This window comes from Klebsiella sp. 10 (assembly GCF_018223925.1).
Classification (GTDB): Bacteria; Pseudomonadota; Gammaproteobacteria; order Enterobacterales; family Enterobacteriaceae; genus Klebsiella; species Klebsiella pneumoniae.
In genome coordinates this window covers 111,799-137,675 of record NZ_JAGRRB010000001.1, presented here as the reverse complement: position 1 = coordinate 137,675, position 25,877 = coordinate 111,799, and the positions used below count along the sequence as shown (strand labels likewise).

Annotated in this window: 25 protein-coding genes and 1 pseudogene; 6 read left to right on the top strand and 20 right to left on the bottom strand. The window is 57.6% G+C overall.

Annotation, left to right across the window (positions count from 1 at the left end; all coding sequences use genetic code 11):
- Position 1: 1 nt before the first annotated feature.
- Genes sirB2 through hemA form a run of 4 tightly spaced genes read right to left on the bottom strand, consistent with a single transcriptional unit; the run spans position 2 to position 3,623 of the window.
- Entirely contained in the window at positions 2 to 394 is a 393-nt protein-coding gene (sirB2, locus tag KHQ26_RS00700) for an invasion regulator SirB2 (protein ID WP_020803635.1), read from the bottom strand.
- Complete coding sequence (gene prmC, locus KHQ26_RS00695; RefSeq protein WP_004184596.1) at positions 394 to 1,242, bottom strand: peptide chain release factor N(5)-glutamine methyltransferase; 849 nt, start codon at positions 1,240 to 1,242, stop codon at positions 394 to 396. Before prmC ends, sirB2 begins: the two co-directional genes overlap by 1 nt.
- Positions 1,242 to 2,324, bottom strand: a complete 1,083-nt coding sequence (prfA, locus tag KHQ26_RS00690; RefSeq protein ID WP_002910403.1) for a peptide chain release factor 1 — start codon at positions 2,322 to 2,324, stop codon at positions 1,242 to 1,244. Before prfA ends, prmC begins: the two co-directional genes overlap by 1 nt.
- Positions 2,325 to 2,366: 42 nt before the next feature.
- Positions 2,367 to 3,623 carry a glutamyl-tRNA reductase gene (hemA, locus tag KHQ26_RS00685; RefSeq protein WP_004891136.1) on the bottom strand — a complete coding sequence of 419 codons (1,257 nt, stop codon included), beginning with the start codon at positions 3,621 to 3,623 and terminating at the stop codon, positions 2,367 to 2,369.
- Positions 3,624 to 3,893: 270 nt separating this feature from the next.
- On the opposite strand from hemA, the gene lolB reads away from it, so the two are divergent.
- From lolB to dauA, 4 genes are all read left to right on the top strand, one after another.
- Positions 3,894 to 4,505, top strand: coding sequence for a lipoprotein insertase outer membrane protein LolB (lolB, locus tag KHQ26_RS00680; RefSeq protein ID WP_002910405.1), 612 nt, complete (start codon positions 3,894 to 3,896; stop codon positions 4,503 to 4,505).
- Positions 4,505 to 5,353 carry a 4-(cytidine 5'-diphospho)-2-C-methyl-D-erythritol kinase gene (ispE, locus tag KHQ26_RS00675; protein ID WP_014343188.1) on the top strand — a complete coding sequence of 283 codons (849 nt, stop codon included), beginning with the start codon at positions 4,505 to 4,507 and terminating at the stop codon, positions 5,351 to 5,353. Before lolB ends, ispE begins: the two co-directional genes overlap by 1 nt.
- Positions 5,354 to 5,536: 183 nt before the next feature.
- A complete protein-coding gene (gene prs, locus KHQ26_RS00670) occupies positions 5,537 to 6,484 on the top strand; it encodes a ribose-phosphate diphosphokinase (RefSeq protein WP_002910407.1) in 948 nt (315 codons plus the stop codon).
- A 124-nt stretch (positions 6,485 to 6,608) separates the two neighbouring features.
- Positions 6,609 to 8,288: a C4-dicarboxylic acid transporter DauA gene (gene dauA / locus KHQ26_RS00665; protein WP_004200291.1), complete on the top strand. Its 1,680-nt coding sequence runs from the start codon at positions 6,609 to 6,611 to the stop codon at positions 8,286 to 8,288.
- Here dauA and KHQ26_RS00660 read toward each other — a convergent pair whose 3' ends face one another.
- The gene (locus tag KHQ26_RS00660) at positions 8,289 to 9,335 is read right to left on the bottom strand and encodes a MerR family transcriptional regulator (RefSeq protein WP_004175547.1); all 1,047 of its coding nucleotides are present in this window, start codon (positions 9,333 to 9,335) and stop codon (positions 8,289 to 8,291) included.
- Between the two features lie 222 nt (positions 9,336 to 9,557).
- Complete coding sequence (gene ychH, locus KHQ26_RS00655) at positions 9,558 to 9,833, bottom strand: stress-induced protein YchH (RefSeq protein ID WP_002910437.1); 276 nt, start codon at positions 9,831 to 9,833, stop codon at positions 9,558 to 9,560.
- A 272-nt stretch (positions 9,834 to 10,105) separates the two neighbouring features.
- Between ychH and pth the strand changes: the two genes are divergently transcribed.
- Positions 10,106 to 10,690, top strand: a complete 585-nt coding sequence (gene pth / locus KHQ26_RS00650; protein WP_004180389.1) for an aminoacyl-tRNA hydrolase — start codon at positions 10,106 to 10,108, stop codon at positions 10,688 to 10,690.
- Between the two features lie 117 nt (positions 10,691 to 10,807).
- Complete coding sequence (gene ychF / locus KHQ26_RS00645; protein WP_016947194.1) at positions 10,808 to 11,899, top strand: redox-regulated ATPase YchF; 1,092 nt, start codon at positions 10,808 to 10,810, stop codon at positions 11,897 to 11,899.
- 81 nt (positions 11,900 to 11,980) lie between these two features.
- Here ychF and KHQ26_RS00640 read toward each other — a convergent pair whose 3' ends face one another.
- The 14 genes and pseudogenes from KHQ26_RS00640 to KHQ26_RS00580 form a co-directional block, all read right to left on the bottom strand.
- Positions 11,981 to 12,310: a DUF1869 domain-containing protein gene (locus KHQ26_RS00640; protein WP_004145442.1), complete on the bottom strand. Its 330-nt coding sequence runs from the start codon at positions 12,308 to 12,310 to the stop codon at positions 11,981 to 11,983.
- 83 nt (positions 12,311 to 12,393) lie between these two features.
- Positions 12,394 to 13,308 (bottom strand): sugar ABC transporter substrate-binding protein, encoded by a 915-nt coding sequence (locus KHQ26_RS00635; protein WP_002910453.1) that lies wholly within the window; start codon positions 13,306 to 13,308, stop codon positions 12,394 to 12,396.
- Between the two features lie 131 nt (positions 13,309 to 13,439).
- Positions 13,440 to 14,891 (bottom strand): VasL domain-containing protein, encoded by a 1,452-nt coding sequence (locus KHQ26_RS00630; protein WP_020805219.1) that lies wholly within the window; start codon positions 14,889 to 14,891, stop codon positions 13,440 to 13,442.
- Between the two features lie 19 nt (positions 14,892 to 14,910).
- Positions 14,911 to 15,354: a type VI secretion system baseplate subunit TssE gene (tssE, locus tag KHQ26_RS00625; protein ID WP_004152261.1), complete on the bottom strand. Its 444-nt coding sequence runs from the start codon at positions 15,352 to 15,354 to the stop codon at positions 14,911 to 14,913.
- 2 nt (positions 15,355 to 15,356) lie between these two features.
- On the bottom strand, positions 15,357 to 15,893 hold the full coding sequence (gene tssJ, locus KHQ26_RS00620; RefSeq protein WP_029602816.1) for a type VI secretion system lipoprotein TssJ: 537 nt from the start codon (positions 15,891 to 15,893) through the stop codon (positions 15,357 to 15,359).
- Positions 15,874 to 16,890, bottom strand: coding sequence for a type VI secretion system baseplate subunit TssG (gene tssG / locus KHQ26_RS00615; protein WP_029497089.1), 1,017 nt, complete (start codon positions 16,888 to 16,890; stop codon positions 15,874 to 15,876). The genes tssJ and tssG overlap by 20 nt, the downstream gene beginning before the upstream one ends.
- A 29-nt stretch (positions 16,891 to 16,919) precedes the next feature.
- Positions 16,920 to 18,683, bottom strand: coding sequence for a type VI secretion system baseplate subunit TssF (tssF, locus tag KHQ26_RS00610; RefSeq protein ID WP_020805217.1), 1,764 nt, complete (start codon positions 18,681 to 18,683; stop codon positions 16,920 to 16,922).
- A gap of 133 nt (positions 18,684 to 18,816) precedes the next feature.
- Positions 18,817 to 22,227 (bottom strand): ImcF-related family protein, encoded by a 3,411-nt coding sequence (locus KHQ26_RS00605; protein ID WP_020805221.1) that lies wholly within the window; start codon positions 22,225 to 22,227, stop codon positions 18,817 to 18,819.
- A complete protein-coding gene (locus KHQ26_RS00600; protein WP_020805218.1) occupies positions 22,211 to 23,368 on the bottom strand; it encodes a hypothetical protein in 1,158 nt (385 codons plus the stop codon). The genes KHQ26_RS00605 and KHQ26_RS00600 overlap by 17 nt, the downstream gene beginning before the upstream one ends.
- A gap of 3 nt (positions 23,369 to 23,371) precedes the next feature.
- Entirely contained in the window at positions 23,372 to 23,638 is a 267-nt protein-coding gene (locus tag KHQ26_RS00595) for a PAAR domain-containing protein (RefSeq protein ID WP_004175522.1), read from the bottom strand.
- A gap of 278 nt (positions 23,639 to 23,916) precedes the next feature.
- Positions 23,917 to 24,195, bottom strand: coding sequence for a DUF6392 family protein (locus KHQ26_RS26175; protein WP_015874919.1), 279 nt, complete (start codon positions 24,193 to 24,195; stop codon positions 23,917 to 23,919).
- A 10-nt stretch (positions 24,196 to 24,205) separates the two neighbouring features.
- A pseudogene (locus KHQ26_RS26205) lies at positions 24,206 to 24,387 on the bottom strand (DUF6392 family protein).
- Positions 24,384 to 24,698: a DUF6392 family protein gene (locus tag KHQ26_RS25920; RefSeq protein ID WP_109208470.1), complete on the bottom strand. Its 315-nt coding sequence runs from the start codon at positions 24,696 to 24,698 to the stop codon at positions 24,384 to 24,386. The pseudogene KHQ26_RS26205 and the gene KHQ26_RS25920 overlap by 4 nt, the downstream one beginning before the upstream one ends.
- Before the next feature lie 162 nt (positions 24,699 to 24,860).
- Positions 24,861 to 25,751, bottom strand: a complete 891-nt coding sequence (locus tag KHQ26_RS00580) for a formylglycine-generating enzyme family protein (protein WP_029497087.1) — start codon at positions 25,749 to 25,751, stop codon at positions 24,861 to 24,863.
- Between the last annotated feature and the right edge of the window lie 126 nt (positions 25,752 to 25,877).

Here is a 25,877-nt window from a genome sequence, read left to right as displayed (position 1 = left end):
CCTACCCCAGTATCGGTATTCTTGTGATGGCGAGTTGAATGATGATAAACAACACCACCAGCGCCAGCAGGAACGCGATAAAACGGCTCTGCTGGCTGCGCGGACGACGACGGCCCAACGCGATAAAACCTAATGCGATGTAAATGATAACGCCAAACAGCTTTTCAGTCAGCCATGCGCCGTCTTCTGTGAACGGCAGGTAGTGCGTTATCGCCATTAACCCTGCGCCGCTGAGAAACAGCAGCGTATCGCTGCAGTGCGGCGCAATTCGCACCCACCGCTGGTTCAGCAGCGGGCTCTGGTGATATATCCACCAGTAACGTAAAACGAACAATCCTACCGACACCGCCACTGTGGCAATGTGCAGGTAGAGGACAGCCGTGAATAAGTTCATCAGCCAACATTCTCCATGTCGGGTAAACGTCCGAGGGTCAGACGCTCATTGTCGCCATAGTCGCGACAGGTCGCGACGTCCAGATAGCCCGCTTCGCGGAACAGCGCGCGAACCGCCTCGCCCTGAGTCCAGCCATGCTCCAGCAGCATCCAACCGCCGGGCTGCAGATACTGCCGTCCCTCGCGGATGATATGCGCCAGATCGGCCAGCCCCTGGTCGCCTGCGACCAGCGCCGTCAACGGCTCAAAGCGCACATCGCCTTCGGCGAGATGCGGGTCGGCGGCGTCGATATAGGGGGGATTGCTGACGATCGTGGCGAAGCGCTGCCCGGCCAGCGCGCTAAACCAGTCGCTTTGACTTATCGTCACGTTAGCGATGCCCAGATGTTCGGCATTGCGCAACGCCAGCGCCACGGCGTCCGGCATCACGTCCACCGCGGTGACCTCACAGTCCGGACGTTCGCTGGCCAGCGCCAGGGCAATGGCGCCGGTCCCGGTGCCGAGGTCGAGAATACGGCACGGCGCGGTTGGCAGACGCGCCAGCGCCTGCTCTACCAGACATTCGGTATCCGGGCGGGGGATCAGCGTCGCCGGGGAGACGAACAGCGGCAGCGACCAAAACTCGCGCTGCCCGACCAGATGAGCAATAGGTTCCCCGCGCTGGCGTCGCACCAGGAGCGCCTCCAGCTTCGCCGCCTCGTCAGCAGAGAGCGTCGTTTCACCGAAGGCCAAAATCCAGGTTCGCGCCCGGCCGGTAACGTGTCCCAGCAAGATCTCGGCGTCGCGTCGCGGGCTGTCGCTCTCCGCCAGGCGGGCGATCGCCTGCTGCAGCCAGGCCTGAAAGGTCATCATTCCTGCTCGGACAGCGCCGCCAGCTGATCGGCCTGATGTTCCTGGACAATCGGCTCAATCAGCATGTCGAGTTTGCCCTCCATCGCCTCATCCAGACGGTAGAGCGTCAGGTTGATGCGGTGGTCGGTCACGCGGCCCTGCGGGAAGTTATAGGTGCGATTGCGGTCGCTGCGGTCGCCGCTGCCCAGCAGGTTGCGGCGCGTGGAGGCTTCCGCCTGCTGACGTTTGGCCACTTCGGCGGCGCGGATGCGCGCGCCCAGCACCGACAGCGCCTTGGCTTTGTTTTTATGCTGAGAACGCTCGTCCTGGCACTCCACCACGATGCCGGTTGGCAGGTGGGTAATGCGGATAGCCGAGTCGGTGGTGTTAACGTGCTGACCGCCTGCCCCGGAGGAACGGAAGGTATCGATGCGCAGATCTGCCGGGTTAATGTCCGGCATTTCGGCTTCCGGCAGCTCCGGCATCACCGCCACCGTACAGGCGGAGGTGTGGATCCGCCCCTGCGATTCGGTGGCCGGCACGCGCTGCACGCGATGGCCGCCGGATTCAAATTTCAGCCGACCGTAAACGCCGTCGCCGCTGATCTTGGCGATCACCTCTTTAAAGCCGCCGTGCTCACCTTCGTTGGCGCTGAGGATCTCTACCTGCCAGCGGCGCGATTCTGCGTAACGGGTGTACATGCGGAATAGATCGCCGGCAAACAGCGCTGCTTCGTCGCCGCCGGTCCCGGCGCGCACTTCCACGAAGGCGTTACGCTCGTCATCAGGATCTTTCGGCAGGAGGAGAACCTGCAGCTGTTGCTCCAGCTGGTCGCCTTTTTCTTTGGCGTCACGCAGCTCTTCCTGCGCCATTTCGCGCATTTCCGGATCGTCGAGCATCATCTGCGCGGTTTCAATATCCTCCTGCACCTGACGCCAGTCGGTATAGCAGCGCGCCACATCGCTCAGTTGAGCATACTCCCGCGACAGCGCGCGGAATTTATCCTGATCGGCAATCGTCGCGGCATCGCCGAGCAGCGCCTGCACTTCTTCATGGCGCTCGTACAACGCTTCCAGTTTGGCAACAATAGAAGACTTCATAGGCGTGAATTCACCCTGTCCTGAAAATAAGAGAAAGGTGCGCTATTCCAGCCCGAGGCTGTTGCGCAGAATATGCAGACGTTCGTCGTCCCCGTCACGGGCGGCCTGCTGAAGAGATTTGGTTGGCGCGTGGATCAGGCGGTTAGTGAGCTTGCGCGCCAGATCCTGCATAATTTCCTGGGCATCACCGCCCTGCTCCAGCGCGGCCAGCGCTTTCGCCGTCAGCTCCTCACGGACCTGCTCAGACTGAGAACGGTATTCGCGAATGGTCTCGCTGGCGCTCTGCGCGCGCAGCCAGGCCATAAATTCGCTGGTTTCCTGCTCGACGATCGATTCCGCCTGCACCGCGGCAGCCTTACGCTGCGCCAGGTTATGCTGAATAATGTTTTGCAAATCGTCGACGCTGTAGAGGTAGGCGTTAGCCAGTTTGCCGACCTCTGGTTCAACGTCGCGCGGGACGGCGATATCCACCAGCAGCATCGGCTGGTTACGCCGCGCCTTAAGCGCACGCTCCACCATGCCTTTGCCGATGATCGGCAGCGGGCTGGCGGTGGAGCTGATAATGATGTCGGCCTCTTTCAGCCGTTCGTCGATATCGCTGAGGGCTATCACCTCGGCGCCCACTTCCTCCGCCAGCGCCTGGGCGCGTTCACGGGTGCGGTTGGCGATCACCATTTTGCGCACGTGATGTTCGCGAAGATGGCGCGCTACCAGCTCAATGGTTTCACCGGCGCCGACCAGTAACACGGTGACGCTGGAGAGCGATTCAAAGATTTGCCGCGCCAGGGTACAGGCGGCGAAAGCCACAGAGACCGCGCTGGCGCCGATATCGGTTTCGGTACGCACGCGCTTAGCCACTGAAAAGGATTTCTGGAACATCCGCTCCAGCTCGCTGACGTTAAGATGGCCGCGGCTGGAGTCGGCGAAGGCTTTTTTCACCTGGCCGAGGATCTGCGGCTCGCCCAGCACCAGCGAATCGAGGCCGCTGGCGACGCGCATCAGATGGCTGACGGCGTCATTACCCTGATGCCAGTAAAGGCTTTTTCGCAGGTCTTCTTCGTTGAGGCCGTGGTAGTTGCACAGCCAGCGGATCAGCGCTTCCTGCAGGTTATCCTGCTCTTCGACGCTGAGATAGAGTTCCGTGCGGTTGCAGGTCGACAGCACCACCCCACCCTGCACCATCGGCTGAGCCAGCAAGCTCTCCAGCGCCTTATCGAGCGTTTCCGGCGAAAACGTGACGCGTTCTCGCAGGGCGACCGGAGCTGTTTTGTGATTGATGCCAAGAGCTAAAAGGGTCATTGTGAGGGAGTAGTACCAGCGTTGCTAAGGTTAGTCTGAGTGCATCATACAGGATGCGCGTAATCAATAAAAGAGAGGCTCCCCTTTTGGAGTAATAGTTAAAGCAAGACCGCCATTAAGGTTAATTTTTTGATTTCAGACAACTTGAACGTAGACGCTATCGCCCGGCGACGCTAGCATTAAGGGTTATAAATGTAACCTGCTACACAAATCGGCCCGCTGTTCCCTGTCGCCGTTTTTCCCTGTAGACATCAAGGATTTGTCATCATTATGAATCGACTGTTCCGCCTGCTGCCGCTGGCCAGCCTCGTCCTCACCGCCTGTTCTCTTCATACGCCGCAAGGGCCTGGCAAAAGCCCGGATTCGCCGCAGTGGCGTCAGCACCAGCAGGCTGTCCGCAGCCTCAATCAGTTCCAGACCCGCGGGGCGTTTGCCTATCTTTCCGATGAGCAAAAAGTCTATGCCCGCTTCTTCTGGCAGCAAACCGGCCAGGACCGCTATCGCCTGCTGCTGACCAACCCGCTGGGCAGCACCGAGCTGTCGCTGACCGCGCAGCCGGGCAGCGTGCAGCTGATCGATAACAAAGGCCAGACCTATACCGCCACTGATGCCGAAGAGATGATTGGCCGTCTGACCGGGATGCCGATCCCGTTGAACAGCCTGCGCCAGTGGATCATCGGCCTGCCGGGCGACGCCACCGACTATTCGCTGGACGATCGGTACCGTCTGCGTGAACTGAACTATACGCAAAACGGCAAAACCTGGCACGTGACCTACGGCGGCTACACCAGCGATACCCAGCCAGCCCTACCGTCCAATGTCGAGCTGAACAATGGCGCTCAGCGCATCAAGCTGAAGATGGATAACTGGATCGTGAAATGATGACCCGCTGGCCCTCTCCTGCAAAACTGAATCTGTTTTTATATATCACCGGCCAGCGGGCCGATGGTTACCATACCCTGCAAACGCTGTTTCAGTTTCTCGATTACGGCGATACGTTGACCATCGAACCGCGTAGTGACGGCCAACTGCGCCTGCTGACGCCGGTGGCCGGCGTGCCGGACGAGGAGAATCTGATCGTTCGCGCCGCGCGTCTGCTGATGCATGCCGCCAGCGAAAGCGATCGCCTGCCGGCGGGCAGCGGCGCCGATATCAGTATCGATAAGCGCCTGCCGATGGGCGGCGGCCTGGGCGGTGGCTCCTCCAATGCTGCCACCGTGCTGGTGGCGCTCAACCATCTGTGGGGCTGCGGTCTCTCGGAAGATGAGCTGGCGACTCTTGGCCTTCAGCTGGGGGCCGATGTGCCGGTTTTCGTGCGCGGCCATGCCGCCTTCGCCGAGGGGGTGGGTGAAATACTGACGCCGGTAGAACCCGAGGAAAAATGGTACCTGGTGGCCCACCCGGGGGTCAGTATTCCGACGCCGATCATTTTTCGCGATCCGGAGCTACCACGAAATACCCCGCGCCGGTCAATTAATACGTTATTAAATTGTGAATTCAGCAACGATTGCGAGCTTATCGCAAGAAAACGTTTTCGCGAGGTTGATGCCGCGCTTTCCTGGCTGTTAGAATATGCGCCGTCACGCCTGACCGGCACAGGAGCCTGTGTGTTTGCTGAATTTAACACCGAATCCGCTGCCCGTCAGGTGCTGGACACTGCCCCGGCATGGCTAAATGGCTTTGTGGCGCGCGGAGTTAACCTTTCGCCGCTCAAGCAGGCCCTGCTCTGAATCCTGCGCCGTGATGGCACATTGATAATGAGTCAGCCGGGGAAATTGAGTTACGGTGACAACGTCACCCTGTTCCAGACGTTGCATCGTGCTCTTTAAATACACCGACTGGATCGAATGGCGCCATCCCGCACATTATTGGCCCATTCATCCACCACTGGACGCATGCCTGAGGTTCTTCTCGTGCCTGATATGAAGCTTTTTGCTGGTAACGCCACCCCGGAACTAGCACAACGTATTGCCAACCGCCTGTACACTTCTCTTGGCGACGCCGCTGTAGGTCGTTTTAGCGACGGCGAAGTCAGCGTACAAATCAATGAAAACGTACGCGGTGGTGATATTTTCATCATCCAGTCCACTTGTGCTCCCACCAATGACAACCTGATGGAACTGGTTGTTATGGTTGATGCTCTGCGTCGTGCTTCGGCAGGTCGTATCACCGCCGTTATCCCTTACTTCGGTTATGCTCGTCAGGACCGTCGTGTTCGTTCTGCTCGTGTGCCAATCACCGCGAAAGTGGTGGCGGATTTTCTGTCCAGCGTCGGCGTTGACCGCGTGCTGACCGTTGACCTGCACGCAGAACAGATCCAAGGCTTCTTCGATGTGCCAGTCGATAACGTGTTCGGCAGCCCAATCCTGCTGGAAGATATGCTGCAGCTGAACCTGGACAACCCGATTGTGGTTTCTCCGGACATCGGCGGCGTCGTGCGTGCCCGCGCTATCGCTAAACTGCTGAATGATACCGATATGGCTATCATCGACAAGCGCCGTCCGCGCGCCAACGTCTCCCAGGTGATGCACATCATCGGCGACGTTGCCGGTCGTGACTGCGTGATGGTCGACGATATGATCGACACCGGCGGCACCCTGTGTAAAGCGGCAGAAGCGCTGAAAGAGCGTGGCGCGAAACGCGTATTCGCTTACGCGACGCACCCAATCTTCTCCGGCAACGCTATCCAGAACATCAAAAACTCTGTCATTGATGAATTTGTCGTCTGCGATACCATTCCGCTGGCACCAGAAATTAAAGCGCTGGATAAAGTGCGTACTCTGACGCTCTCCGGTATGCTGGCTGAAGCTATTCGCCGTATCAGCAATGAAGAATCTATCTCTGCTATGTTCGAACATTAATCGAGCCCAGCACAAAAACCCGCTGCGGCGGGTTTTTTTGTCTCCGCACCTTATTTGTATGATCAATGCCTCCTTCACCTGCCATTTAGTTGACAGATGATGCGCTCATGGATGAAACATTATTGTGAACAGATTATTTTCCTCACATGTGATGCCTTTCCGCGCCCTCATCGACGCTTGTTGGAAAGAAAAGTACACCACCGCCCGCTTCACGCGTGACCTGATCGCCGGGATCACCGTCGGGATCATTGCGATTCCGCTGGCGATGGCGCTGGCGATTGGCAGCGGTGTGCCGCCGCAGTACGGCCTCTATACCTCAGCGGTGGCAGGGATTGTGATCGCCTTGACCGGCGGGTCACGCTTTAGCGTTTCCGGTCCGACTGCCGCCTTTGTGGTGATCCTCTATCCGGTTTCCCAGCAGTTTGGTCTGGCGGGACTGCTGGTGGCGACGCTGATGTCGGGGATCTTTTTAATCCTCTTCGGCCTGGCGCGCTTTGGCCGCCTGATCGAATATATCCCGCTGTCAGTCACCCTCGGCTTCACCTCGGGGATCGGTATCACCATCGGCACCATGCAGATTAAAGATTTCCTCGGCCTGCAGATGCCCCATGTGCCGGAGCATTATCTGCAGAAAGTGGCGGCGCTGGCGATGGCCCTACCGACCATTAACGTTGGCGATGCCGCCATCGGCGTCGTTACTCTTGGCATTCTGATCCTCTGGCCGCGGCTGGGTATCCGCCTGCCGGGCCACCTCCCGGCGCTGCTGGGCGGCTGCGCGGTCATGCTGGTGGTCAACTTGCTCGGCGGCGATGTCGCGACGATCGGCTCGCAGTTCCATTATCAGCTGGCGGACGGCACTCAGGGCAATGGCATTCCGCAGCTGCTGCCGCAGCTGGTATTGCCCTGGGATATGCCGGGCTCAAACTTTACCCTGAGCTGGGCCTCGCTGCAGGCTCTGCTGCCTGCCGCCTTCTCAATGGCGATGCTCGGCGCCATTGAATCTCTGCTGTGCGCGGTGGTGCTTGATGGCATGACCGGCACCAAGCACAAAGCCAATAGCGAGCTGATTGGCCAGGGGCTGGGCAACATTGTCGCGCCGTTCTTCGGCGGGATCACTGCCACCGCGGCGATTGCCCGCTCGGCGGCGAACGTCCGCGCCGGCGCCACATCGCCGGTTGCCGCCGTGATCCACGCCCTGCTGGTGATCCTGGCGCTGCTGATCCTCGCCCCACTGCTCTCCTGGCTGCCGCTGTCGGCGATGGCCGCCCTGCTGCTGATGGTGGCATGGAATATGAGCGAGGCGCATAAAGTCATCAATCTGCTGCGCCACGCGCCGAAGGACGACATCGTGGTGATGCTGATGTGCATGTCGCTAACGGTGCTGTTTGACATGGTGATCGCTATCAGCGTCGGGATCGTGCTGGCTTCGCTGTTGTTTATGCGCCGTATCGCACGCATGACTCATCTGGCGCCGGTCAACGTCGAGGTGCCAGACGATGTGCTGGTGCTGCGGGTAATTGGGCCGCTGTTCTTTGCCGCCGCCGAAGGCTTGTTCAACGATCTGGAGACCCGGATCGCCGGCAAGCGCATCGTGGTGCTGAAATGGGACGCGGTGCCGGTTCTCGACGCCGGTGGCCTGGATGCCTTCCAGCGCTTTGTGAACAAGCTGCCGGAAGGCTGTGAATTGCGCGTATCTAACCTCGAGTTTCAGCCGCTACGCACGCTAGCGCGCGCCGGCGTCAAGCCGCTGCCCGGACGCCTGAGCTTCTACCCCGATCGTCAGGCCGCGCTGGCTGACCTGTGATCACCCGGCGGCAGGTCCCTGCGCCTGCCGCATCAAGGATCCGGTCGCCTGCTGCAGCCAGCTCAGCACCGCCGGCGTCATCCAGGTGCCCTTCATCAAATGCGGCTCCTGCTCCATTGCCCGACGAAACTTCTGCAACGTCTGCGGCCGGGTACCGGCGTAGGACTGAAACAGTTCAAGCCACGCCCGGGCCAGCGCCTGACCCGACGCCGAGTCCGGCGCTACGCCCTCCCGGCACGCCTGATGCAGCTTCGCCACCAGCGCAGGCCACTCCTGTAGCCGGTCAAAATAGTGCTGGCGGGTGAACGCCATCTCTTCTTCGTCAAGGTACCGCGCCCAGATCGCCAGTTTGCTTTCGGCAAAGGCCTCGGTGATATAGGCGATGATTGCCGGCGTGACGCCGGTCTGTTCAACCATCTGCGGCTCGGCGGCATGCATCTCGTTCAGGCGGGTCAGAAACTCCGGACGCCCGGCCGTATCCTGCTCCAGGCGCTCCATCCAGCGCGTCGCCAGACGCATCGCCTGCGGACTGTCCGTCGGGCAGCCGCTCGCCATCAGCGTCTGCACCTCCTCCGTTAGCTCGCGCCACGCCTGCGCCCGCTGTTCATCCTGTGCCGCAAACGGCAGCGCGGCTAACTCCTGTTGACTAAACCAACGATCGTACATTTTCATTAACTCCAGCGTCTGTAGCCAGGACTCCAGATCGGGTTCATTGCCGCTCGCCAGCGCCTCGCGCAGCACCAATAGTCGGTCGCGCAGCCTGCCAACATCGCGTAGCTGGGCGTTGAGCATATCTATCTGCTGCGTCAGCAGCTCGGGCAGCGACAGCGTTTGCCGATCGAGATAGTCCTTGATTGTGGCGAGCGTTAGCCCGGCCTGCGCCAGCGCCTTTATCATATGCAGGCGCTGAACCGCGGACAGGTTATAGAGCCGATAGCCCGCCTCGCTTCTGGCCGAAGGCGTTAACAGCCCCGTCTGTTCATAATGATGCAGCGTACGTACCGTCAGTCCGGCACGCTTCGCCAGCTCTCCCACCTGAATTAACATGACTGCTCCTCTCTGTGGCCAGGTCCGCTACTCTGCAGCCTGACGTAACGTCAGGGTCAAGCAAAAACCGCGCTTGCTATTCATTTTATGCTGGCAACCATAGCAGCACGAAGGCCAGGACGGAATGGGGGCGTAATATGGCGGGAAAAAGAGGAAGAGATAAAGTGAGACACAGAAAAGCGCATCGGCCTTCAGTGGCCGATGCGGGAAATCATGCTACGGTTAGCTGTGACGATGCTGGTTACGACGGCAGCGTTTATCGTAGTGGCGCACCCACCAGTAGCGGTCGCTGACCTGCTCGTGGCCGCCAATACGGGCACCGGCCAGCCAGAGCACTGCGCCAACGAAGATGCTTAGGATTGCGCCATGCGCAAAGAACTGTGGCAGGTTAAGCTGCGGAAGCTGGTTCAGAATGGAGTAACCTACCCCCACAACCATCACCACCAACCCTAACCCCATGAGTACGTTACCGAGTAACGAAGCGTTTTTGCGTTTCATGTGTCACCTCCGGACTTTGGGTTGCCAGGGAATGTCCCCAAATCTTATAGGTGTAGTATAGACAAGGTCTCTTCTGCGGAGTGCGTCCACGATCACATTAGTGAACAGCGAATAGACAAAAATTTACAAATAAGTCTATGAACCATATCAAATTCTAATGATTTAGTGAGTAAATCATCAATGCGGGTATTGTCTAATAGCCAGAATTTTGTCAAGCGCGCCCGCAGACAGTACACTACGCGGCAGAGAATGCCCCATGCAGGATAGAAAACGTGACCATTAAACTGATTGTCGGCCTGGCCAACCCCGGTGCGGAATATGCCGCTACCCGGCACAACGCTGGCGCCTGGTATGTGGATTTACTGGCGGATCGCCATCGTGCGCCGCTGCGCGAAGAGAGCAAATTCTTCGGCTACACCTCGCGCATCAACCTGGCGGGCGAGGACGTCCGCCTGCTGGTCCCCACTACCTTTATGAACCTCAGCGGTAAAGCCGTGGCCGCGATGGCGACCTTTTATCGCATCAACCCGGATGAAATTCTGGTCGCCCATGACGAGCTGGATTTACCGCCGGGCGTGGCGAAATTTAAGCTTGGCGGTGGCCATGGCGGCCACAATGGCCTGAAGGATATCATCAGTAAGCTCGGCAATAACCCGAACTTTCACCGTTTACGCGTCGGAATCGGCCATCCGGGCGACAAAAACAAGGTTGTCGGCTTTGTGCTTGGCAAACCACCGGCCAGCGAGCAGAAACTGATCGATGACGCTGTCGACGAAGCGGCGCGCTGTACCGAAATCTGGTTAAAGGACGGGCTGACCAAAGCGACCAACCGTTTGCACGCCTTTAAGGCGCAATAAGCCGTTGGCGTGCGGCATTTTTGCCGCGCACCGTGTATAATAGGCAAAGCTATTCAATTTTCTGCAATCTGTTCCTTGTAACAGATTGATTATCCAAAGATTAAGGTGATTTAAATCATGGGATTCAAATGCGGTATCGTCGGTTTGCCCAACGTCGGCAAATCCACCCTGTTCAATGCGCTCACCAAAGCGGGTATTGAAGCGGCCAACTTCCCCTTCTGTACCATTGAGCCGAACACCGGTGTCGTACCGATGCCCGATCCGCGTCTGGACAAGCTGGCTGAAATCGTCAAACCGCAGCGCATCCTGCCGACCACCATGGAGTTCGTGGATATCGCGGGCCTGGTGAAAGGCGCGTCCAAAGGTGAAGGTCTTGGCAACCAGTTTCTGACCAACATCCGTGAAACCGAAGCCATCGGCCATGTGGTTCGCTGCTTTGAAAACGATAATATTATTCACGTCGCGGGGAAAGTGAACCCGGCGGAAGATATCGACGTTATCAACACCGAACTGGCGCTGTCTGACCTTGATACCTGCGAACGCGCGATTCACCGCGTCTCCAAAAAAGCCAAAGGCGGCGATAAAGACGCGAAGATTGAACTGGCCGCGCTGGAAAAATGCCTGCCGCAGCTGGAAAACGCCGGTATGCTGCGCGCGCTGGATCTGACCAAAGAAGAGAAAGAGGCCATCCGCTATCTGAGCTTCCTGACCCTGAAGCCGACCATGTACATCGCGAACGTCAATGAAGACGGTTTCGAGAACAACCCGTACCTCGATCAGGTTCGCGCCATCGCCGAGCAGGAAGGGTCTGTGGTGGTGCCGGTGTGCGCCGCCGTTGAAGCGGACATCGCCGAGCTGGACGATGAAGAGCGTGACGAGTTCATGGCTGAGCTGGGCCTCGAAGAGCCGGGCCTGAACCGCGTGATCCGCGCCGGTTACGCTCTACTGAACCTGCAGACCTACTTCACCGCGGGCGTGAAAGAAGTTCGCGCATGGACCATCCCGGTGGGAGCGACCGCGCCGCAGGCAGCCGGTAAGATCCACACCGACTTCGAAAAAGGCTTTATCCGCGCGCAGACCATCGCTTATGAAGACTTCATTGCCTACAAAGGCGAACAGGGCGCGAAAGAAGCCGGTAAAATGCGTGCTGAAGGTAAAGACTACATCGTGAAAGATGGCGATGTGATGAACTTCCTGTTCAACGTCTAATCCCGCTGGCTGGCGTTTTCGCCGCCACCGCGCAAAAAAATCCACGCAGCGGCGTGGATTTTTTTTTACCCAGGCGACACGCTACTCCACAATATGGGTATCTTCTGCCGCCTCGTAGCCATCAACGATCTGCACAATTTTCTTTAACTCAGCCTCAATAAAAGCCGGGGTGGCGCTTTCCCCTGAGGCCGGGTGATGAAGCTCCACCGAGATACCGCTGGCGGCATTGGTCAGCGACAGGCTGATCTCCTGCTGGCCCCGCGAGGACGAAGAACGCCCGATATGCTGCATGATAGCCGCCGCCGCCGCGCGCGTATCAACGTCTGCGAGATGCCCCCATCTCATTTCAACATGCCCCTGCTGCCCTGCCTTTATCACCTGCAGCGTATAGCCGCTTCTTGCCGTTGCCATGCCTTTTCCTCCGATTTAGTTGCCCGGGCGTCACATTATCAGCCCGGTTTTATCAGCCAGGTTCGCGCACCTGCGCCTTGCCGTTAATGACTCTTTTCCACATAGGTCTGCATGTTTTCTTTGGTCACTAACTCAAACGGGATCCAGACATGAGACTCGACCTTTTCTCCTTTAATCAGCTTCAGCGCTACCGCTAAGGCCGTTTTGCCCTGACCGACGGCGTCCTGGAAAACCGTCACCTGAATCTTATCGCTGGCCAGGGCTTTCAGCCCGTCCGGGGTGGCGTCGATCCCGCCGATCAGCAGCTTCTTCTGGCTTTTCTCCAGCGCCATCGCCGCGCCAATCGCCATCTCATCGTTGTTCGCCGCCACAATATCAATCGCTTCTCCGTTGCCCGTCCAGTTCTGCATCAGATCCATGCCCTCGCTGCGGGAATAGTTGGCCGGCTGTTTCTGCACCACTTTCATTGCCGGATACTTGGCCACCACCTGCTCCACATCTTTGGTACGCTGCAGCGCGCCGGCGTCGGTGAGATTGCCGATCATGATGGCGACGTTGCCTTTGTAGTTCGCCAGCTTCGCCAGCGCCTCCATCTGCAATGTGCCAGACTCCCGCTCGTCCGAACCGACAAACACCACGCCGGGCGGTAACGTTTTATCCCCCGGCGTCCGGTTCACATACACCAGCGGCATTTTGGCCTGCTGCGCCATCTTCGTCAGCTGCGGGGTGCTGGCGGAGTCCACCGGGTCGACGATGATCGCGTCCACGCCGGAGGCGATGAAGCTCTGCACCTGATCGGCCTGGCGTCCGGTGTCGCCGCGGGCGTCTTCAAACTGTACGTCGACGTGGCGGGCTTGAGCTTCTTTCTCAATGGACTGGCGGATAATAGTGAGAAAGTTTTGATCGAAGTAGGCCATTGAGACGCCGATCTTCTCCGCTAATGCCGAAGCGGAACTGGCCAGAAGGCCTACTAACAGGATGATTTTACAGTGCTTCATAGTATGCCCTCAGAGATCGAAATAAAATTTTCAATACAACTACAAACGGTATATTTAAATCATTTTCAGACTACGAAGGGCGTTCGGTTCTTGCAATATTGATGTAAAGAAAATGTTGCCATGCGCACACTTTATTTCACCGCCTCACTCACCGAGGGCTCACCGGTTGCGGGGAGCGCAGCGGTCGGCGACGCCGGCTGTTTTCGCTTCAGCAGGGCATACTCCACTATCAGCTGTTGCAGATGCAGCTCCGCGAGGCTTCCCCGCGCGGCTGGCCAGGGTTGATCAACGGGAAGCGCGGCCAGCTGGCGCAGCTGCTCCTCCAGCGGAACAGCGCGGTTAAACGACTGCGTGATGGCAAATACTGCGGTTTTCAGTTCGCTCACCGTCAGGTACTTCCCCTTCTGCTCGTCGAGGGCATTGAGCTGGTCGGCGAGCCGCTGCAGCTGCTGCATGCCCTCCGACCAGCCGGTAAGGTTTTCCGCGGGCAATGCGGCAGCACTCAGCTGCTGCCGCCACTGCTGCGCCAGCGGTTGCGCCTGATCCGGCCAGCGGATCAGGGCCTGGTGGACCAGCTGGTCGCCGTAGCTGACCGCCCAGTCCGGCGCCAGGCGGGCAAGCTCGCCAAGCTGGCGCTGCGTCTGTGGCAGATCAACCGGCCCCGGGGGCGTTGTCGCCGGCAGGCCCGGTATCGGTCCGGCATTTTGGGTGACCGAAATGGGCGGCAAGTCGGACTGACGCAGCGCCAGCCATCCGCCGACGGCGATACCCGTTACCGCCAGCATGGTAACCATTCCGGCGATAAACGGCTTCCAGCGCGGCGCGGCTGCCGGAGTAGACGCCGCCACCGGCGCGGGCCGCTTTGCAGGTGAAGGCGGAGCCAGCGGCTCAGCCTTTGGTCTACGTTTTAGGTCTGGCACTGGCTCAGCCTTTGCTCTACGTTTTAGGTCTGGCACTGGCTCAGCCTTCGCCGCATCCTCTTCGCTGACCAGAGTGCCGGGAAGTTCCGCGTCAGACACCGCCACCGGCGGCGCGGTGGGAAGCGCTGGCGCAGGGTCGAGGCTCTCGAAGCGAGTTGCCGTGCTGTGCAGTAGCGCCCGCAGGTCGCTCAGCTGGTTTTCAGGAGCGATCTCAAGGCGCTGGAGCACTGCGTCGAAGCTTTGCAGCGAACGTTCAGCCTGCTCAAGCGAATCAACATCCTCTGGGGTAAGATTCAGGGTACGGATCACCTGCCGCAGCCGCTTGCTCAGGGTGCGGAAGATCTCTGTCCGGGCCGGGAGCGCCTGTGGCCACAGGTTTTTCCCCTGACGAACCAGCAGCGACTCCATCAGCGTCAGCCCCTCATTGATCCCTGCCACCCCGCCCAGCCGGGCGCGGGCCAGGGTATACCAGGCGACAGTCTGCAGGTCCGCGCCGTGATGCTCCAACAGCCCGCGGGCAAGCTGCTCGGCATACGGCCAGTTAATATCCGGCCGCGCCGGGTGGCTGAGCTTGTTCATTTCCGCACGCAGGGCCATAAAATCAGCCAGCGTGCGCGGGTCGCCACCGGCTTTATAGTGACGGTCGTGGTGTGTTGTCATCATGATGTCTTTCAGCGAGAGATTAGAGGGCGGAGCGGGCGTCAAGGTACTGCTGACGTTTGAGGTGGCGGATCAACACCCTGCCCTCGGGCATAAACTCCGTGCCGTAACGCACCAGGCCAATATCCTTCAGCTCCGCATCAATGGCATAGCGCAGTTCGCCGGGCGCATGCTGATCGAGCATCACCACCGCGATCCGCTGCAGGCGCGGTTCGTATTTCAGCAACACCGCCGACAACGTGCTCATCAGCTGGTGCGCCGACGCTGGCATCCCCTGGAGGATAGCGGTCATATCCGGCAGGCCGTAGTCCGGCAGATGCGCCAGCGTTCCGGCCCGACAGTTGAGGATGCGCTGCATGTTATCGAGCACCGACAGGATGACCTGATCCGTTTCGCTGACAGTATTCAGGTCAAGCCCGCCGGCGAAATTGCCGTACAGGATGTCATACAGGGAGGGACGAGGCATTTTCACTTCTCCTTAAACGGGTGCAGCGTCAGTTGATTTTGGCTGGCTTCGATAATGCGCGGCCTCGCCGGATCAAGTTCGTCCCGGGTGAGTACCAGCCGCCAGCTGTTTTGCGTCAGGTCTGGATCGATAAACATGGCCGCCACCGCCACAAACTGCGCGCTGGTTTCCATGGGCATATCGACGGTCACCGATTCGCCCGGACGCAGGCGAACATCTTTTTCCGCCACCCGGTCCGCATGCAGCGCCTGGCCATCGCCGGCAAACAGCGACGGGTAGTCAGTATTGTCGAACGCTTGCCGGTCCTTCAGCTGATAAATACGCACCACCGTCGCCAGGGAGGCGCCTTTGGCGTTGTTATTCACGCCTTCCCGGGCGCGAAGATCCAGATGCAGGGTTTTCACCTGGGGGTAAAAAATGGACTGGGTCACGGAAACGGCGCCGTCTTTCACGGTCTGCGTCAGGCCGCAGCCGGTTAAGACGGTAACCATGAGGAATGCCAGCAACCTGGCGGAGGGTTTAACTGCGGTAATCGCCATCTTCATCGCTCTCCCTGCGGTGGATATTTTCCCGGACGCGCTGATAGCGCCCCAGATAAATCGTGACTCTGTCGTCAGCCTGCTTCTGCGCATCCAGCGGACGCAGCACAGCGGTACGGCCGAGCTGGACGGCATGCTCCTGCTGGCAGCAAAGTTGCGCATCCGGCAGTAAATGGCGGGCGACGCAAAGCTGCAGCCGCACGTCAAGATGAGATCCGAGCCAGACGTGCAGAAGCGCCATCAGGTCGCTGAACAGTTCGCCGCCGGGCAGCCAGCCGCGAACCTCATCAGGCTTTTCCGTGGCCAGCTGCAGCAATACCTGACCGTTCACATCCGTGGCGTGGGTTCCCATCACTGGCCTATGTTGCAGGCTAACCGGCTGACGGACGCTCATCGTTAACGGCTGCGACAAGGGGATCCGGCAGGGATCGTGGTGGTGCACCGTCGCCCGGGTCCCCGGGGCCAGGAGCGCCACCAGCGCCTCCATGCCTTCCCCGGATCTCCCCGGCAGCATCATCACCGGCAGCAGCGCCAGAAATCGCGACAGCGGCGCTGCGGCAACAGCGGCACATCCCGGTATACCCAGCCCCGCCAGGCCGAGCAGATACTGCGAGATGTTGTCCGTGCCGCCCGCCCGAAAGGTTGCCGGGTAGGAATATTTGCGCCATATACGGTAATACTGGGCGATCAGCCGATGGTTAAAGATATCGAGGAAATCCTCGGTGGCCTCGACGCCTTCCCGCCGTTGCGCAATGTCATCGCTATAGTGGGTCGGCAGCGGGGATTCCACGCCGTAGAGTCCCATAAAAGTCACGCGAACCGCCGGCGGACGGGGCGGTTCAGGATCGTCCATTCCACGGATTTCGCCAGCCGGAAAGCCCATCCCCGGATGCGGGCGAAAGCGTATGGGTTCATCACCTAATAGCCAGCCGCTGCCGATGATCGGCGCCTTCGGATGGTTCTTCTCCAGCAACTGGCAGAAGCGGTAAAAATTCATGTACGGCAACTGAGGCCGGAGCTGCGCTATCAGCCGGGCAGGCGCAGACTGTGATTCTCTTTCCACCGGATACATTTCCCTTCAGGTTGAACAATGAGCGTCAGCTGGTTGAACTGATTCATATCGGCATACAGTGCGAAAAAGCGGTTGAGCATGTCGCCAAACAGGTGGACATCGCCCGCACCGGTAAATCCGCTACCGTCGAGCGTCACTTCGATATCCAGCCCGCGCAGCAGGAAGCCCTGCTCGAAACGCTGAATTCGGTGATGGCTGACCGCCAGAATGGCGTCCAGACGGCGATTATTGAGCTCATCCTCCCGCCAGTTGTAGAGCGACAGCGTGCCGCGCAGCACCTCGGCGCTGCTCATCATGTTGAGAAAACGGGTGCCCAGATGGCTCATGACCCGCCAGTGGTAGCGGTCTTCCGCCGGGGGATAGGCCGGCAGCGTGGGCCTACAGAGATTGCGGACGGTAAGCGGCGTGGCTGATATCGACTCACAGCGATCCAGCAGCGTGCTCTGTAGCGCCCGGCGCGGCAGCTGGCCGTTAGTGCCGGTGATGCGCAAGGAGACCGTTTCCCGCGCCAGCTCCCGGTCAGCCTCCCATTGCTGTCCGCCGAGGATAAGCCAGGTATCGTGCATGCCGGTTACGCCCCGTTTTACGCGGGTGTGGTAGTAGCGCTCAGGAGCATGGCGACGCATCATCCCGCCCTGGTGACGAAAGCGGGTGAAAGGCACATAGCGCGCCTCCCCGGTGCGCCCGGAGCCGGTCACGCTGTCGACAGAATAGATTTCGGTATGCCCGTCCTGCAGGCGCTTCGGACGCAGGAGGTATTCGCTCTCCAGCCCGCTGATGGTCAACGGATCGGCCTCAAGGGTAAACAGGTTAATCACCGGCACACAGTGCAGGCGCAGGCTGCTTGCGCTGACGGGTAAATCACTTTGCCAGACCTCGCTGAACACCACCTCAAGCGTGAAATGCGATATCCCCGCCGGCAGGGTGATGTTTTCCAGGCCATTTAGCTGCACGAACATAAATTTTTCGCGAAAGGTGAAATACTCGAGCAGCAGCTGATAGCCGCTGAAAGCGCTCTCCCCCTTCGGCCATAAACGATCCTCATCGCTGAATCCCCCCGGGGAAAAATAGCCGTCGAGGCTTACCCGCTCTGTCTGACCCGGCAGACGCAGGTACAGCGCGGCCTGGCGTCGGGTCAGCCACAGATGGAGGGCGCTGCCGGTAACAGCGTCTTCCCCCAGGTACAGCGCCAGGTGGCGGAGATCGGTCTGCGACCAGTCAGCCAGCTCGCTACAGGCGAATCGTAGTCGCAGGGCCGAACGTCCGTCCGGCTCCGCCGTCATCACCGCCTCCTCTATCGCCAGCGGGTTAAGCGTCAGAGCGCGGGTGGTTCGGTACCGGCACACGGTATTTTTCGGCCCCAGTGGGCGGGAGCTAATCTCAAACCCGGCGGGCACCGTTTCCGCCATCTTCATCGCCGGCAGCGTTGGGGTCAGCGCTACGATCGATAACGACGGAATGGTGCGCAAATAGTGCGGCCACAGCATGCTGACCAGCCCCTCGGTCAGCTCCGGCAGATCATCATCAATTTTTTCGCGCAAGCGACCTACGGAAAAGGCAAAGCCTTCAAACAGGCGCTCTACATAAGGGTCCGGCGTACCGGCTTTATCGAGATCCAGCATCGCCGCCCGATCGGGGTGAGCCTGCGCGAACGCTTTTGCCGCCTCGCGCAGGTAGCGCATTTCAGCGTCAAAATATCGCAGGGTTAAATCGTCCATTATGAATATTCCCTTATTCGTCTACAGGGAGACACGCAGCATGGCTGCGCGGTCAGATTAGTTGGCCGTCGGGCGGCCATGAGCGAAGGAGGCCTGGCGTTGCAGGTCAACGCCAATCAGTGAGGGAGAAGGTTCAGTATCCCTCTTCGCCGGGTATATCGTCGGTCAGCGGAACACGTTCCGCAGACGCGCGCACGCTGAATATCGTCTCCGGTAGCGTAAAGTTTCGCAGCGCCAGCAGCGCCAGCGGTCCTTCCCCCGCCTCGGTACGCAGCGTGTAGTTCAGCAACAGACCATCCGGCGCTTTCCAGCTCAGGCTCCAGCTGCTGCTCGTTCCGGGATAAGCGCTGACCACCGCCTTATCCAGCAGACGGATCCACCCCCAGGCGCCCGGGAAATCGCCATACTGGCGGGTGCCCGCCCGGGTACTGATCCAGCTCAGACTGGCGCCCGGCGCTTCGGTGTCAGCGGGCCAGCTGAACCGCCGCCAGACCGGCATCTGGTTCATATAGACAAGTTTCTGACTGTCGATGACCAGCTCCGTCTGCATCACGCCGTCCGCCGTGCCGGGGCGAAGCGCAAAATGCAATCCCGCTTCGCCGTTGGCGAACGCGACGTCGGAGAGATGGCTCAGGGTATTCATCGCCTGCAGAAAGGCCGGGTTAAACGTCAGCCCCTGAGCATTGATACTGTCCGCCATCCAGCGGCTCCCCTCTTTATGCAGCACGCCGTTCAGCCGGGTCTGCAGAAAGCGGGCGATGCGCCCGGTCTCGCTGTTGAGGTATTTTGCCAGCAGCGGCAGAGAGACTTCACTGCTGGTATTTTTAAAGGGGTAGCGACCGCCAAAAGCGCTATTCCAGTCCTCCACCACTGCGCTGCGCCACTGGGCGTTGAGGCTTTCCGCCGCCGGGGTCAGCACCTGCTGCCAGGCCTGTTCCATCGGGCGAACAAACAGCGTCTGCCCAAATCCACTCCACTGCTGGCCCAGCCCCGCCGCCACCAGGCTGCCGTAGTCGCGCGTTTCGGTTAAATCCACGGCCTTGCCCTGGAATACCGTCTGCGCAAGCAACCGGGTCATCGCCTGCGGATCGGTGGCGTTGGTGACCTGCTGCAGGCGCAGACGCACCTGGGTGACGCGGGTCAGGAAGGTCTGCAGGCTAAGACGGCTGGTGGGTGTCCCGCCGTCGCGATTGTCCAGCAGCGCCAGTACGGGCCCGAAGGTGGCATCCAGAGGACCGCGCGCGCCGGACCGTTGATCGATGACGGGCGAGTTATCACGGTTGAACAGCTGCCTGGCCGATTTGACCAGCGAATCGGCGATGGCTTCCCCGGTCTGGCCGGTTCGCCCCTGCACGCTCAGGGTGTTCATCAGCGCCACCAGCGGCGACTGGCGCACATCGGCCATCAGGGTCAGCTGGTCGATAGCATCGGAGAGGGTCGCCGCGCGCTGCCAGCGCAGACTGTTGAGGAAATCCAGCCAGGCGCCGCTGAAATCAGCGAAATAACGCTCCGCCAGCCTGGCTCGCAGAGCTTCCGGCGACGTCGACTGCGCGGCAGTCTGCTTCGTATCGCTCAGCACCCAGTCCATTTCATCGCGGCGTTCCGCGACCACTTTCTCAATGGCCGGCTGCACGGCCTGCTCCCAGGCCTGACGGGTAAACATTCCCGGCACCACCTCATCAGTGCTGAACAGACGCGAAGCATCGGTGTCGGCAGTCATATCCGCCAGGCGCATATCGGCATACTGATTCGCCACCTGCGCGAGCATCTTCTGGTAAAGCGTGGACTCACTGTTGCGCTGGCCCAGTTGGCGAATTAACCGTGTGCGCACCTGGCTGACCAGACCGTCATCGACAGGCAGACGCCACTGCGGATGCGATGCCAGGCTGGCGGCATAAAATGCCAGCAGCGAAGGGCCGCTGCCCTGCCAGACGGCGTCGGCGATGCCTGAGCGCTGCGGCCAGTCCTGCATTAGCGTAGTGGCGAACCACGCGGCGTCCATTTTTTCCGGGCGGGTCAACATCAGATATTGTTTCAGTTGTCCGTAAGCGGTCTTCGTCATCTTCTCACGCAGTGGGCTGTCCGGCGGCAGCTGCACGAAGGCGGTGAGCTGCTCTTCCAGATGATGCGCCGCCGCATCGCGCAGCAGCGGTTGCGCCATCTCCCCGTAGCGCGGGAACAGCGCCGCCAGCAGGTCATCGTTCTGACTGAGGCCAGCGCGGAGGTACCACGGCGCGCCGTGCTGCGAGCGGTATTCCAGTTGAGAAAGCGTTTTCTGTAACGCGGAGAGCGCATGCAGGCGTACGGCCAGCGGCTGTTTTCCCGCCGAGGCCTGCTGCACCTGCTGCTGTGCGATCGCCACCAGGTGGCGGTTGGCGATAAAAGAGACTGTCATTGAGGCGGCCCAGAGTAACATCAGGGCGGCGGCGGCCACGCTCATCCCACGCATCCAGTTGACTCCCTGTTTGCGCGGACGTAGACCGGCTGGCAACCACAGCACTGAGTCTGGTATCGTTTCCCAGCGGTTATCCCGTCCCCAGTGATGACGGACACTGCGACCAGCCTCTACTGACGCCTCACTAAATACCACCCCGGCCAGCGGCTGCGGGCGGTAAGGATTAAGCAATACCGATAACGGCTCCGTCACCGTTTCCGGTTTACGGGTCAACTGATCGGCCAGCGCGAGTAAAAAATTGTGCTGTGGTTGCCCGCATATCTGCTGGATGCCCTGCTCTATCAGTAACGACGCCAGGGCAGTGAACTGTTCGGCAACTATTTGCGGCGTACAACCTGCAGGTAACAGGCAGCCTACAGGCTGAGTGATACGTCCATTTTTTTCGTTGCCCCCCTCATACAGCGACCAGACGTATAGGGGTAGTTTCCAGCCAAGAGCTTCGAAGCGTAGCTTTAGAGAGTGAGACACACTGTCCATTTCATCTGGCGTGAGCCTGGGCTTCGTTCTGTTCATCGTTGTCAAAACGCCGTCAAAGCCCGATGTTACCCACACCATACCATCAGCCGGGCGATAACGCAGTTTACTCAGCGCTGTGAACCAGGCGTTATCTACCGCTGCCCCAGGGTCTCCACCCCACAGCAATAATGTACCCTGATCTTCCTGCCAGAGTTCCTGCGTGAGCTTTGGGGTCAGTTGTTCTACGTCTCTGACTGAGCCAATTATCAGCAGAATACGGACTTTGCAGGACCAGGCGCGTCCATACTGATAGCGTAGAGTCTGGCGAATTTCCCCCACCGTAATATAATGGGGAGGTGTCAGCGCCACGCGCCCTTCTTCGCCGGGTAAGACGCTGGCCTGCTGCGACTGCCGGCGATATAAACTCTCCTTCACACGGCGGGACATTGCAGGAAGGTAAAAAACAAATACCAACGCCAGACAGACCAGGACAAACACCAGTACCTGCTCGCCCCGCGTATTGATATTCAGCATGCCGCCATAGCGGGTGATCCCCCACCATATTGCAGCCATCCCGGCCAACGTAAGCCCGGCCAGGCCAAACCGGCCCAGGCCATTACCCGGTATATTCATCTTCACTCCCTGGGGTGATGGTACTGATAAAATGTTCCTGTTCGCTGGAAAATAACGCCAGCAGGGGCTGTTTACGGAGGCTGACCAGATCGGCTGCCAGCGCGGTCAGGAGCCAGGGCGCTGCGGGTCCCGGAATACCGCACCATTTTTCCAGCAGCGCGATATCTTCAGCTTTCCATGGGGTATGCATTTTGCCGCCCTGCGTGATAAGCGCGGCGCTTCTTTCCGTCCATTTTTTTGCGTCCCCGATAACGGAGGGCGTATGGCAGGCGACAGTCTGGGTTTCCAGAAACAGGGTGATATCGTCTTCAAAGTTCGTCATATCTAAGGGCATAGGACGTAACAGCCGTGATGAGTGCGGCAGATGGTATTTTTGCGCCACATCATCGCTGGTCAGCAGCAGCACGGCCAGCCCGTCGGAGTATGCTGTACCACCGTTGAGCTGGATGACCAGGAGTAAATTGACCGTCAGTACAGGCTGCTTCAGGCGCTCCTCCACTTCCGACAGTGAGAATGAGCCGGTAACGGTAATATCATCAGGCACGGCGCGGCCAGGAATGTGTTCTTTCCAGAGATTACTGAAACTGCTGGTCAGCTCAGGCGAGGGATTATCCGTGATCAGGGTGACATACAGCGGTAGCTCTTCCGGCAGGCACTGCACGCGCTCTTCTATACTGGTCAGCAGCGCATGCATCGCACTCAACTGCACGGGCTCTTCTGCCGGAAGGTAATTAATCCTGCGGGTAAGTCCGTATTGCTGAGGCCGCTCATCCCCCCAACGTGCCGCAGAAATATGATCCGGCAACAGCACTGCACTGCCCAGTACCGCCAGATAACGACCGGCCCAGGCTTCCCACTTTAATTGCCCGCGTTCCGCCTCTTTCTGTAAGAACTGATACTCTTTCAGCTCTCTGTCCCACTGCCAGCACCGCAGACAAAAGGCCAACAGCCAGCATCCTGCTGGAGCGAGAGATACCCACCAGATATTCATCGCTGAAAGTGTTTCTATGGTGCCGGAAGCATGGAGGATAAAGAGCAGGACACCGATAATCGCCATCAGTACACCGGCAAACAGCCATCGGGTCAGTGAAGGAGCCGATGGCTGCTCCATGGTCAATGCTTTTGTTCGTACCCAGCCCATTTTTTATCCTATCGCGCATTCCGGCGCGCCGGAAATCACCTGGCAACCGCACTGACATTTGCAGCCATCGACCACGATGGCTTTACCATCGGAAGACCATTCCGGCGCTCCCTCAATAATGGCATTAGTGCCATGTCCCGGAATCGGGCAGCTGACTTTATCCCCCACCAGCGCTACGGGCTTTCCATTTACAATCATGGTGGAGGATGCGGAAATAACAGCACCGCCGTGCGTGGTTTTATCGCCGAGTAATACAAAACCTTTGGACATTGAATTTCCTTTTATATATCAGCGATACAGTAATTATTAATTAGAATACTCAATCGCATCTATTTCAACCTAAAGAGTGAGGCAATAACATTTAATAACAGACAAAAAACGGCCACTCCTGTCAAAGGAAGAATAATAAACATAAAATAATATCTGGAATATCTGCACGCCTCTCTTTACTTAATACATACTTCTTCCCCCAGGTGATATCCCCTACATTAATAATTTTTCACTTCGAACGCCAATTGCCAGACGACCTTATACTCGCGAAAATCGCCTTAATTACTATTGCATGCTCTATACAATAAAAAAAATACACTAACAACAAAATAATCAGAATTATAAGCAAATAAAACAGACATTTTCTGATTAGGTGGCAACAGTGGGTATACCTCGCTAATATGACGACTATTGCTCCCTATCATTTTGCGTTCGCCATAACCTATGGGAAATCCAAAGCGTTCGCGCATCCATCGCTGCGTCATTACTGGTTCAAGACTAAAAGGCAGCGGATTAGGAAATAACCAAGCCGTTTTATTTTCATCTTCTAACCGCAAAGTCACTTCCTCAAGATTTTTTCTGGTTATTTATAAAAGATGAAAATATTCTTTCTCGCCTCATATCCAGCCTGAAAATATCATCACTAACAGTAATCGTTGGTTTTGTTTTGTAGGGAATTAAACCTTGTTCATAAATATCCTGATAAGGTTTACCTAATTGCTTCACAAGTGTTCGATATCAATATTCATTTGCCACCAAGTCGCTTTTTCTCCAGCGCAATATGAATCTCCTTTGCTCGCTCCAGTGGATAAAAAGTCACGGTTTCTGAAAATAAATCCTTGTTATAGGTAAATCCGACAGAACTATTTTGATGAGGTATAGGTAAGGTATATATCTCTTCCCCCCTATAAGCAGTCATAACAATTTTTGCTTCAACGTAAACCATCGGAAATCCTAGATAAGCCCGCACCCACTGGTGAATCATAACTCGTTCCAGACCAAACGGCATAGGATTAGGAAACAGCCAGTCAGTTTTGGCTTCATCTTCAAACCTTAACATTTCTTCTTTCAGATTTTTAATGAGCACCACCTTTTCCGTTGACAATCATCGTTGATGACGATGAAATAATTTCACTACTGTACATGATTTTACCATCCATTAGAAAAAAACCTTATATGTTGAACGCCACCGATTTTTTAAAATAAGATATAGCATCACACATTATTTATTAACGACACAACGAAATACATACTGCGGACCAACACCATATTTTTCATAGTCACCATCAACTTCTTCTGGGAGTGGTGAAGCAGATTGTCTAAACATAGTCAATGCGTACTGTCTGTCGCCGCCAACATTCCCACGCAACACTTTCTTGGTCCCTTGCTCTGGTCCCTGAGGATTCTTTACCGGAGAGTTGGAGTAATAATCTGCTGCATACCAGTCATTGGTCCATTCTGAACCACTCAATCCCATATCATACAGCCCTAAGGGATTTGATGGGTATTTACCTACTGGATAAATGGGAAGCCCCATCCCGTCAGTGTATTTATTCAGTTCATCCTGGCTTGGGACATTTTTTCCTGGTGAAAACTCACCATTGTTAGTAGCAAACGGAAGATACTGACCTCTGGATCTTGCTGCAAACTCCCATTGTGCCTCTGTCGGCAAATCAATTTTTTTACCGGATTTTTTACCTAACCACTGACAATAATCTTTTGCCTGTTGCCAGATAACACCTGCAGGATAATCCCCCTTTAGCAGAGAAGGATGACGTTTTGCCAGTATATCCACAGGTGGATTTTTTTTATCTGTTACTTTCAAATAAACATTAAAATCATCGTTGGTGACTTTATATTTTGATATCGAAAAATCACTTAAAATAACCTTATGTAAAGTTTTATCATCCTGTTGTATGCTGAAAAGTAATTTTTCACCAACTAATGGACCAAAATCACCCATTAAAAACTCACCACCCTGAACAGGGACCATATTAGAGACCGATTTATCCACAAGTGCTTTAGCTGCTTTTTCACTCCCGGTGGTATTTCCCTGATCGCACCCGAGCAGTAAACTGGCGGCAACAGAAGCAACTACGATTAATTTTATCATCTTATCACCTCAGCCATTGCATCAGGCAGTCATTATCCCCGTCGGGTGCTGGTCATCAATCATGGCAAGATATTCTGACATCAGGAAATCCGGCGTAGATTAAATATCCTATCCGGTTCAGCCGAA

What these genes read in the sequence shown, in the direction of transcription:
- sirB2 (WP_020803635.1), bottom strand. Translation starts at nt 394, where the DNA reads ATGAACTTATTCACGGCTGTCCTCTACCTGCACATTGCCACAGTGGCG.
- ychH (WP_002910437.1), bottom strand. Translation starts at nt 9,833, where the DNA reads ATGAAACGCAAAAACGCTTCGTTACTCGGTAACGTACTCATGGGGTTA.
- KHQ26_RS00600 (WP_020805218.1), bottom strand. Translation starts at nt 23,368, where the DNA reads ATGGGCTGGGTACGAACAAAAGCATTGACCATGGAGCAGCCATCGGCT.
- tssJ (WP_029602816.1), bottom strand. Translation starts at nt 15,893, where the DNA reads ATGGCGATTACCGCAGTTAAACCCTCCGCCAGGTTGCTGGCATTCCTC.
- hemA (WP_004891136.1), bottom strand. Translation starts at nt 3,623, where the DNA reads ATGACCCTTTTAGCTCTTGGCATCAATCACAAAACAGCTCCGGTCGCC.
- KHQ26_RS00630 (WP_020805219.1), bottom strand. Translation starts at nt 14,891, where the DNA reads ATGATGACAACACACCACGACCGTCACTATAAAGCCGGTGGCGACCCG.
- KHQ26_RS00605 (WP_020805221.1), bottom strand. Translation starts at nt 22,227, where the DNA reads ATGAATATACCGGGTAATGGCCTGGGCCGGTTTGGCCTGGCCGGGCTT.
- KHQ26_RS00635 (WP_002910453.1), bottom strand. Translation starts at nt 13,308, where the DNA reads ATGAAGCACTGTAAAATCATCCTGTTAGTAGGCCTTCTGGCCAGTTCC.
- KHQ26_RS25920 (WP_109208470.1), bottom strand. Translation starts at nt 24,698, where the DNA reads ATGTTAAGGTTTGAAGATGAAGCCAAAACTGACTGGCTGTTTCCTAAT.
- ychF (WP_016947194.1), top strand. Translation starts at nt 10,808, where the DNA reads ATGGGATTCAAATGCGGTATCGTCGGTTTGCCCAACGTCGGCAAATCC.
- prfA (WP_002910403.1), bottom strand. Translation starts at nt 2,324, where the DNA reads ATGAAGTCTTCTATTGTTGCCAAACTGGAAGCGTTGTACGAGCGCCAT.
- KHQ26_RS00660 (WP_004175547.1), bottom strand. Translation starts at nt 9,335, where the DNA reads ATGTTAATTCAGGTGGGAGAGCTGGCGAAGCGTGCCGGACTGACGGTA.
- KHQ26_RS00595 (WP_004175522.1), bottom strand. Translation starts at nt 23,638, where the DNA reads ATGTCCAAAGGTTTTGTATTACTCGGCGATAAAACCACGCACGGCGGT.
- tssF (WP_020805217.1), bottom strand. Translation starts at nt 18,683, where the DNA reads ATGGACGATTTAACCCTGCGATATTTTGACGCTGAAATGCGCTACCTG.
- tssG (WP_029497089.1), bottom strand. Translation starts at nt 16,890, where the DNA reads ATGAATTTTTACCGCTTCTGCCAGTTGCTGGAGAAGAACCATCCGAAG.
- tssE (WP_004152261.1), bottom strand. Translation starts at nt 15,354, where the DNA reads ATGCCTCGTCCCTCCCTGTATGACATCCTGTACGGCAATTTCGCCGGC.
- KHQ26_RS00580 (WP_029497087.1), bottom strand. Translation starts at nt 25,751, where the DNA reads ATGATAAAATTAATCGTAGTTGCTTCTGTTGCCGCCAGTTTACTGCTC.
- KHQ26_RS00640 (WP_004145442.1), bottom strand. Translation starts at nt 12,310, where the DNA reads ATGGCAACGGCAAGAAGCGGCTATACGCTGCAGGTGATAAAGGCAGGG.
- lolB (WP_002910405.1), top strand. Translation starts at nt 3,894, where the DNA reads ATGAATCGACTGTTCCGCCTGCTGCCGCTGGCCAGCCTCGTCCTCACC.
- prmC (WP_004184596.1), bottom strand. Translation starts at nt 1,242, where the DNA reads ATGACCTTTCAGGCCTGGCTGCAGCAGGCGATCGCCCGCCTGGCGGAG.
- ispE (WP_014343188.1), top strand. Translation starts at nt 4,505, where the DNA reads ATGACCCGCTGGCCCTCTCCTGCAAAACTGAATCTGTTTTTATATATC.